17 protein-coding genes and 1 pseudogene are annotated in these 16,555 nt (G+C 62.1%); 11 read left to right on the top strand and 7 right to left on the bottom strand.

The window, feature by feature from the left end:
- Window positions 1-980 (bottom strand): fumarylacetoacetate hydrolase family protein (locus tag ACIQ47_RS10690; RefSeq protein WP_396438107.1); only part of this gene is annotated, 980 nt, incomplete at its 3' end.
- 125 nt (window positions 981-1,105) lie between these two features.
- Here ACIQ47_RS10690 and ACIQ47_RS10685 point away from each other — a divergent pair.
- From ACIQ47_RS10685 to ACIQ47_RS10675, 3 genes are all read left to right on the top strand, one after another.
- Window positions 1,106-1,933, top strand: coding sequence for an IclR family transcriptional regulator (locus ACIQ47_RS10685; RefSeq protein ID WP_396438106.1), 828 nt, complete (start codon window positions 1,106-1,108; stop codon window positions 1,931-1,933).
- A 71-nt stretch (window positions 1,934-2,004) separates the two neighbouring features.
- Window positions 2,005-3,372, top strand: coding sequence for a DUF3108 domain-containing protein (locus ACIQ47_RS10680; protein WP_396438105.1), 1,368 nt, complete (start codon window positions 2,005-2,007; stop codon window positions 3,370-3,372).
- Window positions 3,373-3,472: 100 nt separating this feature from the next.
- Complete coding sequence (locus ACIQ47_RS10675) at window positions 3,473-3,754, top strand: DUF3567 domain-containing protein (protein WP_396438104.1); 282 nt, start codon at window positions 3,473-3,475, stop codon at window positions 3,752-3,754.
- Window positions 3,755-3,761: 7 nt separating this feature from the next.
- Here the strand turns inward: ACIQ47_RS10675 and ACIQ47_RS10670 are convergent, their stop codons facing one another.
- Window positions 3,762-4,838, bottom strand: coding sequence for an AbrB family transcriptional regulator (locus tag ACIQ47_RS10670; protein ID WP_396438103.1), 1,077 nt, complete (start codon window positions 4,836-4,838; stop codon window positions 3,762-3,764).
- A gap of 31 nt (window positions 4,839-4,869) precedes the next feature.
- Window positions 4,870-6,204: an aminotransferase class III-fold pyridoxal phosphate-dependent enzyme gene (locus ACIQ47_RS10665; protein WP_396438102.1), complete on the bottom strand. Its 1,335-nt coding sequence runs from the start codon at window positions 6,202-6,204 to the stop codon at window positions 4,870-4,872.
- A 200-nt stretch (window positions 6,205-6,404) separates the two neighbouring features.
- Here ACIQ47_RS10665 and purU point away from each other — a divergent pair, with 200 nt between their 5' ends.
- From purU to ACIQ47_RS10645, 4 genes are all read left to right on the top strand, one after another.
- Window positions 6,405-7,253, top strand: coding sequence for a formyltetrahydrofolate deformylase (gene purU, locus ACIQ47_RS10660; RefSeq protein ID WP_396438101.1), 849 nt, complete (start codon window positions 6,405-6,407; stop codon window positions 7,251-7,253).
- A gap of 46 nt (window positions 7,254-7,299) precedes the next feature.
- Window positions 7,300-8,181 (top strand): LysR substrate-binding domain-containing protein, encoded by an 882-nt coding sequence (locus tag ACIQ47_RS10655; protein WP_396438100.1) that lies wholly within the window; start codon window positions 7,300-7,302, stop codon window positions 8,179-8,181.
- Window positions 8,182-8,309: 128 nt separating this feature from the next.
- Window positions 8,310-9,179 (top strand): LysR substrate-binding domain-containing protein, encoded by an 870-nt coding sequence (locus ACIQ47_RS10650; protein ID WP_396438099.1) that lies wholly within the window; start codon window positions 8,310-8,312, stop codon window positions 9,177-9,179.
- Between the two features lie 85 nt (window positions 9,180-9,264).
- The gene (locus tag ACIQ47_RS10645) at window positions 9,265-10,773 is read left to right on the top strand and encodes an FAD-linked oxidase C-terminal domain-containing protein (protein WP_396438098.1); all 1,509 of its coding nucleotides are present in this window, start codon (window positions 9,265-9,267) and stop codon (window positions 10,771-10,773) included.
- A 101-nt stretch (window positions 10,774-10,874) separates the two neighbouring features.
- Here the strand turns inward: ACIQ47_RS10645 and ACIQ47_RS10640 are convergent, their stop codons facing one another.
- The 4 genes and pseudogenes from ACIQ47_RS10640 to ACIQ47_RS10625 all read right to left on the bottom strand — a co-directional run bounded on the left by ACIQ47_RS10640 (window position 10,875) and on the right by ACIQ47_RS10625 (window position 13,991).
- The gene (locus ACIQ47_RS10640) at window positions 10,875-11,174 is read right to left on the bottom strand and encodes a HigA family addiction module antitoxin (RefSeq protein ID WP_396438097.1); all 300 of its coding nucleotides are present in this window, start codon (window positions 11,172-11,174) and stop codon (window positions 10,875-10,877) included.
- 16 nt (window positions 11,175-11,190) lie between these two features.
- Window positions 11,191-11,470, bottom strand: a pseudogene (locus ACIQ47_RS10635) (type II toxin-antitoxin system RelE/ParE family toxin).
- Window positions 11,471-11,527: 57 nt separating this feature from the next.
- Window positions 11,528-12,913 carry a DNA repair protein RadA gene (gene radA / locus ACIQ47_RS10630; RefSeq protein ID WP_396438096.1) on the bottom strand — a complete coding sequence of 462 codons (1,386 nt, stop codon included), beginning with the start codon at window positions 12,911-12,913 and terminating at the stop codon, window positions 11,528-11,530.
- Between the two features lie 28 nt (window positions 12,914-12,941).
- Window positions 12,942-13,991, bottom strand: coding sequence for an NAD(P)H-dependent flavin oxidoreductase (locus tag ACIQ47_RS10625; protein WP_396438095.1), 1,050 nt, complete (start codon window positions 13,989-13,991; stop codon window positions 12,942-12,944).
- A 172-nt stretch (window positions 13,992-14,163) separates the two neighbouring features.
- Between ACIQ47_RS10625 and hpaR the strand changes: the two genes are divergently transcribed.
- The 4 genes from hpaR to ACIQ47_RS10605 all read left to right on the top strand — a co-directional run.
- Entirely contained in the window at window positions 14,164-14,655 is a 492-nt protein-coding gene (gene hpaR, locus ACIQ47_RS10620; RefSeq protein WP_396438094.1) for a homoprotocatechuate degradation operon regulator HpaR, read from the top strand.
- Window positions 14,652-15,284, top strand: a complete 633-nt coding sequence (locus ACIQ47_RS10615; RefSeq protein ID WP_396438093.1) for a fumarylacetoacetate hydrolase family protein — start codon at window positions 14,652-14,654, stop codon at window positions 15,282-15,284. Before hpaR ends, ACIQ47_RS10615 begins: the two co-directional genes overlap by 4 nt.
- The gene (locus ACIQ47_RS10610) at window positions 15,281-16,051 is read left to right on the top strand and encodes a fumarylacetoacetate hydrolase family protein (RefSeq protein ID WP_396438092.1); all 771 of its coding nucleotides are present in this window, start codon (window positions 15,281-15,283) and stop codon (window positions 16,049-16,051) included. The genes ACIQ47_RS10615 and ACIQ47_RS10610 overlap by 4 nt, the downstream gene beginning before the upstream one ends.
- A partial coding sequence (locus tag ACIQ47_RS10605; RefSeq protein WP_396438091.1) for an aldehyde dehydrogenase family protein occupies window positions 16,048-16,555 on the top strand: 508 nt, incomplete at its 3' end. The genes ACIQ47_RS10610 and ACIQ47_RS10605, both read left to right, overlap by 4 nt.

Raw genomic sequence — 16,555 nt, 5'->3', positions numbered from 1 at the left:
ATCGCGCCAAACAAGCTCTCGCCGTTTTGGCCCTTCATCTCGATGCGGATGGTGTCGCCGAACTTCATGAATTCGGTGGCCGGCTTGCCGTCCAGGATGGTTTCGATGGCGCGTTTTTCGGCGATGCAGCTGTAGCCTTTGGGCCACTCGGGTTTGCCGTTGACTTCCACGCTTTTGTTGCTCACGGTGCCGCTGCCCACGATGGAGCCGGCGCGCACATTGCGTGTTTTGCAGATGTGCGCGATCAATTGGCCGAAGTGGAAAGTCATCTCGGGGCCGGCTTCGCACATGCCGACTTTGCGGCCGTTCCAGGTGGATTGCAGCGTCAGGTGCACGCGGCCGCCTTGCCAAGCATCACCCAACTCGTCGGGCGTCACGGCCACGGGACTGAAGGCGGTGGCGGGTTTGCTCTGGAAGAAGCCAAAACCTTTGGCCAGCTCGTTGGGGATCAGGTTGCGCAGGCTCACGTCGTTGGCCAGCATGACCAAGCGCACGCCTTCGATGGCGTCATCGGCGCTGGTTTGCATGGGCACATCGCCGGTGATGACAGCGATCTCGGCCTCGAAGTCGATGCCAAACGCTTCGCTGGCGCACACCACCGGGTCGCAAGGGCCAATGAAGTCATCGCTGCCGCCCTGGTACATCAAGGGGTCGGTGTAGAAGCTGCTGGGCACTTCGGAGTTGCGCGCCGCACGCACCAGCTCCACATGGTTGATGTAGGCGGAGCCATCGGCCCACTGGTAGGCGCGGGGCAGCGGGGCCATGCATTGCGCCGGGTCAAACGGAAAAGCGTGACGGGCTTTGCCCTGGTTGAGCGTGGTGTACAGGTCTTCGAGCTGGGGAGCCAAAAAGTTCCAGTCGTCCAGCACTTGCTGCAGCTTGCTGGCGATGCCGGTCGCATAATGAGCGGTGCTCAGGTCGCGCGAGACCACCACCAGTTGTCCATCGCGTGAGCCGTCTTTGTAGGTCGCCAATTTCATGATGTTTACCTGTTTGTTCCGTCATTCCAAGCCGTGTTCACCAGGGCCGAATCACGCATTGAATCGCGCTTTAAATTACGCATTGTTAAACTCGTTTAACTAAACGAAACCTGATTCTAGAGCATATGGCCACTGAAAGCACCTTGGACACGACCCCGGACGGGGACAAAGAGCGCGCGGGCATTCAGTCGGTGGAGGTAGGTTTTGCCTTGCTGGACGTGCTGGCCCAGGCCCCAGGCCCCTTGATGCTGCGCGACCTGGCCAGTGCGGCGGGTATGAGTGCCGCCAAGGCCCACCGCTACTTGGTGAGCTTTCAGCGCCTGAACCTGGTGGTGCAGGATGCCAACACCCGCTATGAGCTTGGCCCTGCCACCTTGCGGCTGGGCCTGGCCACATTGTCCCGGCTGGACGCCGTCAAGCTGGCGCGTGAGCGCTTGCCCACTTTGATGGACCAAACCGGCCACACCCTGGCCTTGGCCGTCTGGGGCAACCGGGGGCCAACCTTGGTGCACTGGCAAGAAATGCCGCTGGCCATGCCCGTCAGCTTGCGCTTGGGTGATGTGATGCCCCTCTTGTCGTCGGCCACGGGCCGGTGTTTTGCCGCCTTCATCGGCCACGGCGGAGCTGCCGACAAGGCCCGGCCCATGATCGAAGCCGAGCTGGCCCTGGCCCGCAAGCTGGGCCGCAGCGATTTGCCGTCCACCCCTGCACAAGTCCAAGCCATGCTGAGCGAGACCCGAGCGCAAGGCCTGGGCCGCGTGGTCAATGTGCTGCTGCCGGGCATTTCAGGCCTGTGCGCGCCCGTGTTCGATTCAGACGGGCACCTGGTTTTGGGCGTGGTGTCGCTGGGCTCATCGGCCACGCTGGATGCCGACTGGCACGGCCCCGTGGCTCAGCCGCTGCGCGCATTTGCCCACCAACTGTCGGCCGACCTGGGTTGGCGCGCCGCCTGAGTGCGGCACCCTGCGGATTTGCATGCACGGCCCCCTCATGCCCACCCCTTTGACCCACGCCGTGTGAACCCATGAGCCCGGTGCTGCCCACCCACCCCCAGCCGCCGCTGCCTGGCGCACAGCGGCCTGATCGGCCAAGCACACGCAGTTTGCTTCGCTGGGGAGCGCTGGTGTTGGCGCTGCACCTGGTTGTGCTGCTGAGCCTGGCGGGCACACTGGACTGGCAACTGAGCAAACCCCCAACGCTGCGCACGGGCCCCATGCAGACCCGAACCATCCCAGCCACAGCGGGTGCCACTGCGGCCACGGACCCCAGCCTCACACCTGCAGCCCGCACGCGCGTGGCCTTGCTTGAAAAATCCAAACCCGCGCCCAAACCTGCGCCCACACCCAAGCCAGACGCACAGAAAATTGCAGCGGACCCAAACACGACGCCAGCAGACAAGACCTCTCCACCCGCGAACCCGCCCGTGCCAGAACAGGCGGTGGATAAAGAACTGAATAAAGACCTGGACGAAGTCGCCACCCTGGCCACCCCAGACCCAGTGCCGGCGCAGCTCCCTGTCACCCAGACCGATACCGATACAGCCCCCAACGCGGACAAGGCCCTTGCAGTGACCCCTGGCACGCAGACCCCGAGCGCCGCCAAGCCTGAGGTGCCTGAACCCATTCAAAGCCCCAACCCGAGCGCAGCCACCAGCGAAGCCGCCGCCAAGCCCGCCGAACCCCAGCCCGAGCGCATCGCCAACGCCACCATGGCCTTGCCCGAGATGGCCTTGGGCTCGCTGCCCTCCCCGGCCTTGCTAAGCTACCGCCTCAGTGGCCAGGAAAAAGGCATCAATTACCAAGCTTCTGGCGAGTTGCGCTGGCAGCACAACGACAGTGCCTACGCCATGAGCCTGACGGTCAAAGCCTTTTTGCTGGGGTCAAGGCACTGGCGCAGCGTGGGCCAGATCAACGCCACCGGCTTGGCCCCGACCCGCTTTTCTGACAGCTGGCGCAGCGAACGAGCAGCCCACTTTGATCGTCCGAACCAGCGCATCGTGTTCAGCAGCAACGCCCCCATCGTGGCCCTGCAACCCGGCGCACAAGACCAGGTCAGCCTGTATGTGCAGTTGGCCGCCGCCATGGCCGGGTCAGGTCAACTGATGACGCCCGGCACACGCTTGCAGATCCAGACGGCCACCGTGCGCGACGCCTTGCCCTGGCTTTTGACGCTGGAGAAACTGGAAACGCTTCAAATTGACGGCCAAAGCCTGCAAACGGTCAAATGGGTGTGTCAGCCGCGCAACCGCTTTGATGCGCAAGTCGAGTTCTGGGTCTCGGCAGCGCACGACTGGCTGCCCGCTCGCATCCGCATCACGCAAGTCAGTGGCAATTTCATCGACCTGCAGCTGACAGGACGCCAAGTCTTGAGCGCATTACCCCTCACGCCATAACCCCACCCCTTGTGGCCCAGCGCGCACCAAAAACCACACCCACTTGAAGTTGTTACACATGCACCCACTTGCAAACCACAAGTTGAGGGAGAATGAACGCATGAACCTGTTGTACGAATCCGAAACCTTTGCCGTGATGCACATGCTGGCCAATGCGCCGGTCGAAACATCTGCCACCAGCAGCCAGCCCCAGCTGGAGCGCCATGGTTTTGAAATCGTGGACAAACGCTCGGGCAAAGAGGTTTATCTGGACGGCTCTTGGGCCGAGATGTTCCAGCAGCAAATTCAGGCCTGGCAGCAGCACACACCCACCCAGGAAGAAGTCGAAGACACGCTTGAAGGCTACACAGGCTTGGCTCAGCAACCCGTCTTGGTGCACTGAGCCACGCTCAAGCCTTGGCCAGCCGGCGTGTCAGCCAGGCAAACAGCGGCCCCACAATCAACAACACAGCCACCAATCGGCACACCTGAAAAGCCGTGACCACCGGCACCCCCAGCTGCAGAACCTTGGCCGTGATGGCCATCTCGGTGATGCCTCCGGGCGCTGTGCCCAAGACCATCATGGCCGGATGCAAGCCCGTACCCCATGCCAAGGCCATGCCAAACAGCACGGACGCGCCCATCATCCACACCGAGCCCCAGGCCACCGAGGCCAGCCAGCGGGGGGCCGTTTTGACGAATTCGCGCCGAAACCGGATGCCCAAGCTAACGCCGATGACCAACTGCGCAGCGTTGGTCAGCGCGTTGGGCACAGCCGACCATTCCCAACCCGCCAGGGTCACCGCCATGGAAGCCAAGAGCGAACCCATGAACCAAGGGTTGGTGCGGCCCAGCTTCAGCATCACCCAGCCGCCGGCGGCCGTCAACAAGCCCAACCAGAGCAAACCCGGCCATTTCGCCAGGCGCGGACCGGGCAGCAAAGAGGCATCCACCGTCAAACCCCACTGGTGTTGTGCCCACTGCATGCCAAAAGGCACGGCGATCACCACCATCACCAGGCGCATGCTGTGCGCGGACGCCACCAGATCGGTGCGCGCCCGATAGCGTTCTGCCAGCAGCGTCATCTCGGACGCACCGCCAATCGAGCCAGAAAAATACGTGGTGGCAAACAGGGCGCGGGGCGATAAGTGCGACAACTCAGCGCCGTGCTGGCGTCGCAACCACAGGCCAAACAAGGCCCCCAGCGCCAGCGCCCACACCACAGCCAACGCAATGGCCCACCACTGGGCCAGCACCAAGGCGCTGACCTGGGGCGTGAAATACAGACCCAGCGCGGCCCCGATGACCCATTGACCGCTGTTGCGCAAAAGGTTCGCACTGTGCGTGGGTGCGCCCAAGATGGAAGCCAGGGCGGTGACCAGCAAAGGCCCCAGCATCCAAGGAATGGGCGTGCCCAGCCAGACGCACCCTTCGGCCGCAAGCCAGGCTGCGGCCAAAGTGCCCAGGGTGCGCTGCCAGAACTTCAAGCGGTCAACCCGGCACCGATACCCCAAGGCATCAGGCGTGACGGCGAATGCTGTCAGCGACCGTCTGCACGATCTGGTCGATGTGCGCGTCTTCCACGATGTAGGGTGGGCAAATGACGATGTTTTCGCCGGCCGGACGCACCCACACACCGTGGTGGAAGCAGTCCATGAAGATGTTGTAAGCCCGCTTGCCAGGCGAGCCCGCGATGCTGGCCAACTCAACGGCCCCGGCCAGGCCCAGTGTGCGGATGCCGATCACATTGGGCAAGCCCTTCATGGCGCTTTGCATCGCGTCGCCCAGCTTCTGGCCTTGCTGGCCCGCACGGGCAAACAGGTTTTCTTCCTTCATCAGGTCCAGGGTGGCAATGGCCGCCGCACAGGCCACGGGGTGGCCGGAATAGGTGTAACCGTGGAAGAACTCGATGGCGTGGTCTGGCGCGTTGGCGTTCATCATCGCGTCGTAAATAAAGTCGCGGCAGATCACCCCGCCCATCGGGATCACACCATTGGTCACCGCTTTGGCAAAGTTCAGCATGTCAGGTACCACGCCGTAGTAGTCGGCGCCAAAGTTCACGCCCAAGCGGCCAAAGCCGGTGATCACCTCGTCAAAAATCAGCAAAATGCCATGCTTGTCGCAAATCTCGCGCAGGCGCCTCACATAACCTTTGGGCGGGATGTACCAGCCCGCGCTGCCCGCAATCGGCTCCACGATCACGGCCGCCACGTTGCTCGGGTCGTGCAGCACCAAGATGCGGTTTTCCAGCTCCAGCAGCGGGTCTTCGGCCCACACGGGTTCTTCGTGGTGGATGTAGGCGTGGTTCACCGGGTCGTGGATGAAGCGCATGTGGTCCACACGCGGCAGCAACTGCGCGCCGTACACCTTGCGGTTGGCGGGCAAGCCCCCCACGCTCATGCCGCCAAAGTTGACGCCGTGGTAACCCTTTTCGCGGCCAATGAACACGTTGCGGTGGCCTTCGCCCCGGGCGCGGTGGTAGGCCAGTGCCACTTTCAGGGCGGTGTCGGCCGCCTCAGAGCCTGAGTTGCAAAACAGCACCTTGTTCAGGTCGCCGGGGGCCATGTCGGCAATCATCTGCGCCGCCTTGAAAGCCTTGTCGTTGCTGGCCTGAAACGCCGTGGCGTAGTCCAGCGTGTCCAACTGCTTTTTGATGGCCTCATTGATCGGGCGGCGGTTGTGCCCCGCGCCTACGCACCAGAGGCTGGAGATGCCGTCAATGATTTTTTTGCCGTCGTGCGTGGTGAAGTGCATGCCCTCGGCACCCACGAACACGCGGGGGTCCTGTTTGAAAGTGCGGTTGGGCGTGAAGGGCAACCACTGGTTGTCCATATTCAGGTCGGTGTGGGCCAAGGCAAATGCTCCTGATTTATTGCAACAAACAAACTTGACAGTTTACGCCTGCCAAAGCCGCAGCGATAGAGCCAGCAACGGGGGACTGACCAGAGCCGGACAGCGACACCCCCCCCGGCGCCCATCAAAGGCGCTCTCTACAATAGCCACCTCTCAAGCCGCTCGCCTGACGCGAGCGATTTTCGCAAGCATTCCACCTCATGACCTCCACCTACACCCTGACCCTCTCTTGCCCCGACCGCAATGGCATCGTGCATGCCGTGTCGGGTTTTTTGCTGGGGCGCGGGGGCAACATCGAAGAAGCAGCCCAGTACAACGACCACGACACGGGTCTGTTTTTCATGCGGGTGCAATTCGCCTGCACTCAGGCAGACGGCGCGGCACTGAACGCCCAATGGGCCGCATTTGCACAGACCTTTGACATGAAGTGGGACCTGCACGCCACCGCCCAGCCCATGCGCACCGTGATCATGGTCAGCAAGGAAGGCCACTGCCTGAACGACCTTCTGTTCCGCTGGAAGAGTGGCCTGCTGCCGCTCGACGTCCGCGCCATCGTGAGCAACCACCGCGAGTTCTACCAACTGGCCGCCAGCTACAACGTGCCGTTTCACCACATCCCGGTGACCAAGGACAACAAGGCGCAGACCGAAGCCAAGCAGTACGAGATCATCCAGGCCGAGGGGGCCGAGCTGGTGGTGCTGGCGCGTTACATGCAAATCTTGTCAGACGACCTGTGCCGCAAATTGGCTGGTCGTGCCATCAACATCCACCACTCGTTTTTACCCAGTTTCAAAGGGGCTAAACCCTACTACCAAGCGCACGACCGGGGCGTTAAACTGATCGGAGCGACAGCCCATTACGTGACGGCCGATCTGGACGAAGGCCCGATCATCGAGCAAGACGTGGCCCGGGTGGAGCACAGCAAAACCGTGGAAGACCTGACGGCCCAAGGCCGCGACACCGAAAGCCAAGTGCTGGCCCGCGCCGTGAAGTGGCACAGCGAGCACCGCGTGCTGATCAACGGCCACAAGACCGTGATCTTCAAATAGTGTTTCATCACGGCCCCTTTGTGACTTCACCACCGATCTAATCAACATGTCTGCCACGAACACATCACGCATTCCGCCCATTCAGTGCCTCTTGACCTTTGAGGCCTTGGCGCGATTGCGCAGCGTGACCCAGGCGGCAGAGGAGCTGTGCGTGACGCCCAGCGCCGTGAGTCACCGCGTCAAACAACTCGAGCAGATCATTGGCACCAAGCTGTTTGGCCGTGCCGATTTTTCACTCACCACCGAAGGCAACGAATACTTGGCCCACGTACGCGAGGGCCTGGTGGCGCTGCAGCGCTTTCCCAGCGCCAGCAACACGCCCGGACGCCGCAAGCTGCGGCTGGCGGTGACGCCCACTTTTGCGCGCTCGGTGCTCATGCCGCGCCTGAAACACTTTCTGGACGCCTACCCCGAAATCGACATCACCTTGCAGGTCAGCATTCCCCTGCTCGACGTGGTGGCCGAAGACGCCGACCTGATGGTGCGTTTTGGCACTGGCCGCTATTCAGACGTGGAACACGTGTGTCTGGCCAAGGACGACGTGACGCCACTGGCCTCACCCGTCTGGCTTCGCGAAAACGGTCCTTTTGCCAGTGCCGAAGACCTGCAGGGACAGCCCCTGCTGCGCAGCCCCCTAGAGCCTTGGCGCACCTGGTTTGCAGCGCATGACCTCGACTGGCCCGAGCCGATCGACGGCTCTTCCTTCAACGACATCGGCCTGATGTGCGATGCCGCCGCCCAAGGGCTGGGCATCGGACTGATCCGCACCAAACTCGGCGCACCTTGGTTGGAAAGCGGTCAACTGGTGCGCCTGTTCGAGCGCAGCGTGCCCAGCCCCCACGCCCACTACCTGTGCTGGCGCACCGGCACCATGGAGCGCTGGGAATGCGCCACTTTTGCCGATTGGCTGAAAAAAGCATTGGCTTGATGCCCAATGCATAGGTTGCAAGATTTCAAGTAACGTCGAAATTTATTCAATTGCACACTGAAGTTTAAGAGTTACATTGTGGTTACATCATATGGACGCAGATGGGTATGGCCATTCAATACACAGCAATGAACCCCCGAATTCCCCCGATACAGTGCTTGTTGACCTTTGAAGCACTGGCCAGACACAAAAATGCCACGCAAGCGGCTGCCGAGCTTTGCGTCACACCCAGCGCCATCAGTCATCGCATTCGCCAGCTCGAACAAGTGCTGGGCTTTAAATTGTTCAGCCGTGCGGATTTCTCACTGACCGCAGAAGGCGTTGAGTACCTTGAAGATGTTTGTGAAGGTTTACGCGCTTTGCACCGCCGACCTTCCAGTGTCGCCTTGACTGGTCCGAAAAAACTGCGGGTGGCCGCACCCCCCACCTTTGCGCGTATCTTGCTGATGCCAAAGTTGCGACAATTCATCGAAGCCTACCCTGAAATCAATTTATCGCTCCAGGTGAGCATCGCACTGTTCGATGTACAAGCCGAGGACTCAGATTTGACCATCCGGTTTGGCAGCGGCCGGTACAACGATGTGGAGCACAGTTGCTTGCTGCGCGACGAGGTCACACCTTTGGCATCTCCTTCCTGGGTTCGCGAAAATGGCCCTTTTTACAACACCACAGACCTGCGAGGCATGCCTATGCTGCGCAGTGCCCTGGAGCCATGGCGAACTTGGTTTGATGCCCATAATCTTGACTGGCCAGAACCCAGCGAAGCCTCTTCATTCAACGATACTGGCTTGGTCTGCGATGCCGCCTCCCAAGGTTTAGGGGTTGGCCTGGTGCGTCTGAAATTGGCAGCCCCATGGATTGAAAATGGCCAACTGGTGCGCTTGTTTGACCACAATGTGTCCAGCGCTTATGCCCACTACTTGTGCTGGCAAACTGGCACCATGGAACGCTGGGAATGCGCCACTTTTGCCGACTGGCTGAAAAAAGCCTTGGTCTGATTTCACAAGCCTGTCAAAGATTCTTCAGCCCCACGCCTTGTGCTTGCGCGTACAGTGATGGCCTAACTTGAAGGTTTTGAATGCCATGAGCGCCAACGCCCCTGTCGAAACACAGCAACTGACCGCCACCGAACGTGCCGAGCGCCAACGCACCGTGGTGCAGGCACTGGGCCGGGTGCTGCCCGCTGACGCCATTCTCTTCACCCCCGAAGACACCACACCGTACGAGTGCGACGGCCTGACCGCCTACCGTGAGCGGCCTCTGGTGGTGGCGCTGCCTGAGACCGAAGCGCAGGTCCAAGCCGTGCTGCGCGCTTGTCACGCCTTGGCTGTGCCGGTGGTGGCACGCGGCGCAGGCACCGGTTTGTCGGGTGGTGCCATGCCGCACCGCATGGGCGTGACGCTGTCAATGGCGCGCTTCAACCAGATCAAAACCGTGGACCCTGTGAGCCGCACGGCGGTGGTGCAGTGCGGCGTGCGCAACCTGGCCATCAGCGAAGCGGCTGCACCCTACGGCCTGTACTACGCACCCGACCCGTCCAGCCAGATCGCCTGCACGATCGGCGGCAACGTGGCCGAAAACTCAGGCGGGGTGCACTGCCTCAAATACGGCCTGACGGTGCACAACGTGCTCAAAGTGCGCGGTTTCACGGTCGAAGGTGACCCGATTGAATTTGGCAGCGAGGCGCTGGATACGTCGGGCTACGACCTGCTGGCCGTGCTGGTGGGCAGCGAGGGCATGCTGGCGGTGACGACCGAAGTCACCGTCAAGCTGGTGCCCAAGCCGCAACTGGCGCGCTGCATCATGGCCAGCTTTGACGACGTGCGCAAAGCCGGCGACGCGGTGGCGGCCGTCATTGCAGCAGGCATCATCCCGGCGGGGCTGGAGATGATGGACGGACCCATGACGATCGCGGTCGAAGACTTTGTGCATGCAGGCTACGACCTGAGCGCGGCGGCCATTTTGCTGTGCGAGAGCGACGGCACGCCCGAAGAGGTCGAAGAGGAAGTCGGCCGCATGAGCGCGGTGCTGCGCGACTGCGGGGCCACGGCCATTTCGGTCAGCCGCGACGAAGCCCAGCGCCTCAAATTCTGGAGCGGCCGCAAAAACGCTTTCCCGGCCTCGGGCCGCATCAGCCCCGATTACATGTGCATGGACTCGACCATCCCGCGCAAGCGCTTGGCCGACATCCTGCAAGCCATCTCCGAGATGGAAGTCAAATACGCGCTGCGTTGCCTGAACGTGTTCCATGCAGGCGACGGCAACCTGCACCCGCTGATCCTGTTTGATGCGAACGATGCCGACCAACTGCGCCGCTGCGAGCTGTTTGGTGCCGACATCCTGGAAACCAGCGTGGCCATGGGTGGCACGGTGACGGGCGAGCATGGCGTGGGCATCGAGAAGGTCAACAGCATGTGCGTGCAATTCAGCGCCGAAGAAAACGAACAGATGTTCGCCGTCAAACGCGCTTTTGACCCGCTGGGTTTGCTCAACCCCGGCAAGGTGATCCCGACGCTGAACCGCTGCGCCGAATACGGCCGCATGCTGGTGCGGGCGGGGGCGATCAAGCACCCGGATTTGCCACGATTCTGATTTGTTTGAGCCTCAATCCAGGGGCTTGACGCCTTAGCTGCGCTTGGCGGCGTCCGTTTGATCCGGCCCTGTACAGTCTTACAACAGCCTCCAGCCCCGGATCAAGCGGCCAACAAAGTGCAACGCTGAATTTTCGTCAGGGCCTCACCCATTTTTTTGCGTGCCATGGCCATGTCGTCATTGCTCTGGCCCCGCAACCACCAGCCGTCACTCAATCCGAAATAGCGGCACAAGCGCAAATCCGTGTCGGCGGTGATGGACCGTTTGCCAGCCACGATGTCACCAATGCGCTGGGCCGGTACGCCAATGTCTTTGGCCAAGCGGTATTTGCTCAAACCCAGCAGTTTGAGAAATTCTTCTTCCAGCATTTCGCCGGGTGTCACAGGTGCAACGGTTCTCATGTTGTGTCCCCTTGAGTCAGTGGTAGTCGACAATTTCTACATCGAATTCGCCTTCAGCCGTCCATCGAAAGCACAGGCCACTGGTCATTGATGCGGATGCTGTGCTGGCCTTTCAGGTCGCCTTTGAGCGCTTCAAGTCGGTTGCCGGGCGGTGCTCTCAGATCGTCCAGCACGGCTGACCAGTCCAGTTGCTCCAGTTTTCGCAAAGCCGGGCGTTCGATGGCCACCCAACGTGCCACACGCAAGCCTTCAAACAGCTTTCTGCCATCGACCGTGCATTTGACCAGCAAGACCAGCTCGACCCGGCGCTAAAACGTTGACGAGGTCTTGGCCAAGACCTTTGAGGCCCGCCCTCAGTCCAACCCGCGCACCACCTGCATGGCCTCTTCGATGCGCTCCACCGGGTAGAGGGTCAGGCCTTCAAAAGCCTTGTCATTTTTCTTGGGGGCATTCGCCTTGGGCACCACCGCCACCTTGAAGCCCAGCTTGGCCGCTTCTTTCAGGCGGTCTTGCCCACGCGGCGCAGGTCGTACTTCACCCGCCAAACCCACCTCGCCAAAGGCGATGAAGCCTTTGGGCAAGGCTTTGCCGCGCAGGCTGCTGGTGATCGCCAGCATGACCGCCAAGTCGGCCGCGGGCTCGCTGATGCGCACGCCACCCACCGCGTTCACAAACACATCTTGGTCCATGCAGGCCACGCCCGCGTGGCGGTGCAGCACCGCCAGCAGCATGGCCAGGCGATCGCGGTCCAGGCCCACAGAGAGGCGCCGGGGGCTAGGTCCACCGCTGTCCACCAGCGCTTGAATTTCGACCAGCAGCGGGCGTGTGCCTTCGAGAGTGACCATCACGCAGCTGCCGGGTACGGGCTCGGCGTGTTGGCTCAAAAAGATGGCGCTCGGGTTGCTCACGCCCTTCAGGCCTTTTTCGGTCATGGCGAACACACCAATTTCATTCACCGCGCCAAAGCGGTTCTTGATGGCGCGGATCAGGCGGAAATTGGAGTGCGTGTCGCCCTCAAAGTACAGCACCGTGTCCACCATGTGCTCCAGCACGCGGGGACCAGCCAGCGCGCCTTCTTTGGTGACGTGGCCGACCAGCACGATGGTGGTGCCGGTGGATTTGGCGGTGCGCGTCAGGTGCGCGGCGCATTCGCGCACCTGCGCCACCGATCCCGGCGCGCTGGTCAGTTGGTCTGAATACACCGTCTGGATCGAGTCGATGATGGCAATGCCCGGTTGGCGCGCTTGCAGGGTGTGCAAGATTTTTTCAAGCTGGATTTCGGGCAGCACCGGCACCTGCGAGTCGGGCAGGCCCAGGCGGCGCGAGCGCATGGCCACTTGTGCGCCACTTTCTTCGCCCGTGACATACAGCGTGCTCATGCCGTTGCGCTGCAGCGCATCCACCGCCTGCAGCAGCAAGGTGGATTTGCCGATGCCCGGGTCGCCGCCAATCAGCACCACGCCGCCTTCGACCATGCCGCCGCCCAGCACCCGGTCGAGCTCATCGATGCCCGTAGGGTGGCGCTCAAAGTCGGCCGCTTGAATCTGGGCCAAGGGCAGCACTTCGGACGTGGGGGCCAGCGAGGCGTGCACCGAACCAAAGCGGTTTTTGCCCGCAACGGGTTCGCTCGAACCTTCGATCAGGGTGTTCCAGGCGTTGCAGCTGGGGCATTTGCCCATCCAGCGGGCGCTGGTGCCGCCGCATTCGGTGCAGGTGAATATCGATTTGTCTTTGGCCATGGGACGCAAGTGTGCCTGAGGATGGGGCTCAGGCCGCGTGCCAGGCGCGCAGAAAATCGCGGGTGATGTCGGCCGCAGCGGCGGTGCGACAAACGCTGGCGTTTTGGCCAGACCACAAGGGCGAGAAGTCGCTGCTGCCCTGCGCCTCAGCGGCCGAGCGCAAGGGCGCAATGCCTGCAGTGGCCATTGGAAATGCCGGGGCCTGTGGGCACAGGGGCCCCAACTCGCGCATCAGGCGGTTGACAATGCCGCGCGCCGGGCGTCCGCTGAACACATGGGTCAAAGCCGTATGCTGAGCAGCGGGCGATTGCAAGGCCGCGCGGTGCAGCGCACTGGTGGTGGCTTCGTGGCTGCACAAATAGGCGGTGCCAATTTGCACCGCCGATGCCCCCAACTGCTTGGCAGCAGCCACACCCTGTGCAGTGGCGATGCCGCCAGCGGCGATCACCGGCACCTGCACGGCCTGCACGATTTGCGGCAACAGGGCGAAGGTGCCGATTTGCGTGCTCAGGTCTTCGGTTAAGAACATGCCACGGTGGCCCCCAGCTTCAAGCCCTTGGGCAATGATGGCGTCTGCGCCATGGGCCTGCAGCCACTGCGCCTCGGCCACCGTGGTGGCCGATGACAGCACCAGCGAACCCCAGCTTTTGACGCGGGCCAGCAAGTCGGGCGCAGGCAAGCCGAAGTGAAAACTCACCACGGCGGGGCGAAAGGCCTGCAACACATCGGCGCTGTCATGCCCAAAAGGCACTCGCCCTGGGCCCGAGGGGATGCTGGCCGGGTCAAGACCGAATTCGCGGTAATACGGTGCCAGTACCGCACGCCAATCGGCAAGCCGCTTGGCATCGACTGGCGGTGGGGTGTGGCAAAAGAAGTTGACGTTGTAGGGTGCACGGGTGGCCGCCGTCAGCGCTTGAAGTTCAGCCTGCAGGGCGTCTGGGCTGAGCATGGCCGCAGGCAGCGCACCCAGCCCACCGGCTTGGCACACGGCCAAGGCCAAATGGTGGTTTTGCGCGCCCGCCATGGGGGCTTGAAAAATGGGCGCTTCCAGGCCCAATGGTTTGAAAGCATGTGACATGGGGTCCACTTTAATGCGTGAACGGCCCATCTGTCTTCGCAGCAACGGCCATTGGCTTGGACACATCACCCTTCAAGGCCACGGCCAGACACCGCCCCTTGTCACCCTCAATGCAAAAACAAGGGAAAACACCCAGATCAAAACCTGACCAATCAATTAACATGTTAAATAAATGCAGGCCACCCCATTCATCCACCGCAACCTGCCGCGCCTGCTTTTGCAGGCGCGCGAGTCGGTCATGGGTCACACCCGGCCCAGCCTGCGCGCACATGGCTTGTCCGACCAGCAATGGCGGGTGTTACGGGTATTGGGTGAACACGCCCACGACAGCGGGGTGGAAACCGGCCGAGTGGCCAAAGATGCGTTTTTGCTCGGACCCAGCCTGACGGGTGTGCTCACCCGGATGGAGCGTGACGGCCTGATCGAACGCCAACGCTGCCCGCAGGACGCCCGCAGGACGGTGGTTCGTGCAACTGCGGTCGGACTGGCCAAAGTGCAGGCCTTGTCGCGCAGCATTGAGGCCCATTACGCCTGGATGGAGGGGCAACTGGGCAAAACAGTCCTGCATGATTTGTATGCCCTGCTTGACCAAGTCATCGCATTGGAAGGCGATGGGCCTGTGGCGCCCACTGAGCCCCCCCGCAAAAAGAAAGCCGCACCATGAAACATTGGCAACCTGCGGGCACCGTCTACGGCTGCCTGCTGAACTTTCAACGCGAATGGGACCTGTGGGCTCCGCGCATGGCACAAGATCCGCACAAAGGCCCTCCCAAGGCACCCGTGCTGTATGTCAAATCGGCCAACACCTTCAACCCGAGCGGCACACTGACACTGCAAGACGGGGTGAACGAGGTGGATATCGGCGCCACACTCGGCCTGGTGATGGGTGCCCATGGCACACCGGTCAGCGCGGTCCTGCTCAACGACTGGTCCGTGCCGCATGAGAGCTATTACCGCCCGCCCGTCAAGTTCCGTTGCCGCGATGGGTATTTGGGCTGCGGATCGCCCCCGGTGCCTTGGACAGCCTTGGACACCTCCGGATTGAGCATCACGGTGCAGATCAATGGCCAGCGTGTTCAGACGGTGCAGCTGTCCGAGTTGGTGCGGCCTGTGGCGCGTTTGCTGGCCGACGTGGCCGAATTCATGACCTTGCAAGACGGCGATGTGCTGATGCTGGGCACCGATGTGCTGGCCAACGGCCAGAGACCTCGCGCGCGTGCAGGCGACACCGTGTGCCTGACCGCACCTGGCTTTGCGCCCTGGGTTCAAACCGTGCAGGGAGAAGCCGCATGAAACACGCCCGCATCGCCTGGTCCGGCGCCATCCAGCAAGCGGTCGAGTCTGAAGGCCAGTTGCTGATCACCCAAGGCCCGCACAAGGGCCATCGCGTGGGTTTTGACGAGGTCATCTGGCTGCCGCCACTGGCCCCCGTGCCGCAGGCGCGCACCGTGATCGCGCTGGGCCTGAACTACGCCGACCACGCCAAGGAACTTGCCTTCAAAGCCCCCGAAGAACCGCTCGCCTTCATGAAGGGCCAAGCCTCGCTGATCGGCCACAAAGCCTTCACGAACCGCCCCGCTGATGTGAAGTACATGCATTACGAATGCGAGTTGGCGGTGGTGATCGGCCGCACAGCGCGTCATGTGAAGAAGGCCGACGCCTATGACCACGTGGGCGGTTACACCGTGGCCAACGACTACGCCATCCGCGACTACCTGGAAAACTGGTACCGCCCCAACCTGCGCGTGAAAAACCGCGACACCTGCACACCCATTGGCCCTTGGTTGGTGGATGCGGCCGACATCGCCAACCCGATGGCGCTGGCTCTGCAGACCACCGTCAACGGTCAAGTCACGCAAAGCGGCAACACCGCCGACATGATTTTTGACGTGCCCACGCTCATCGAATACTTCAGCAGCTTCATGACGCTCAATCCTGGTGACCTGATCTTGACCGGCACGCCCGACGGCATCGTGAACGTGAACCCGGGCGATGTGGTGGTCACCGAGATCGACAACATCGGGGCGCTCACCAACACCCTTGTCAAAGCCACACCATGAAAATCGACCACCTCATCCATGGCCAAAGTGTCGCAGGCCGCGATTATTTTGAGACCGTCAACCCCGCCACGCAAGAAGTGCTGGCCGAAGTCGCCTCGGGCGGCGAAGCGGAAGTCAACGCCGCTGTCGCCGCCGCCAAAGCCGCCTTCCCCAAGTGGGCCGCCACGCCCGCCACCGAGCGTGCCCGGGTCATGCGCAAACTGGGCGACCTGATCACGAAGCACGTCCCTGAAATTTCGGAAACCGAGACACGCGACTGCGGCCAGACCATCAGCCAAACCGGCAAGCAGTTGGTGCCGCGTGCGGCCGACAACTTCCACTACTTTGCCGAGATGTGCACCCGCGTGGATGGCCACACCTACCCCACGCCCACGCACCTGAACTACACGCTGTTCCACCCGGTGGGCGTGTGCGCGCTGATCAGCCCCTGGAACGTGCCCTTCATGACGGCCACCTGGAAAGTTGCGCCCTGCTTGGCTTTTGGCAACACCGCCGTGCTCAAGA

The sequence above is a fragment of the Limnohabitans sp. genome, assembly GCF_044373035.1.
In the GTDB taxonomy this organism is placed as follows: domain Bacteria; phylum Pseudomonadota; class Gammaproteobacteria; order Burkholderiales; family Burkholderiaceae_C; genus Limnohabitans_A.
This window is presented reverse-complemented; position numbering and strand designations above follow the sequence as displayed.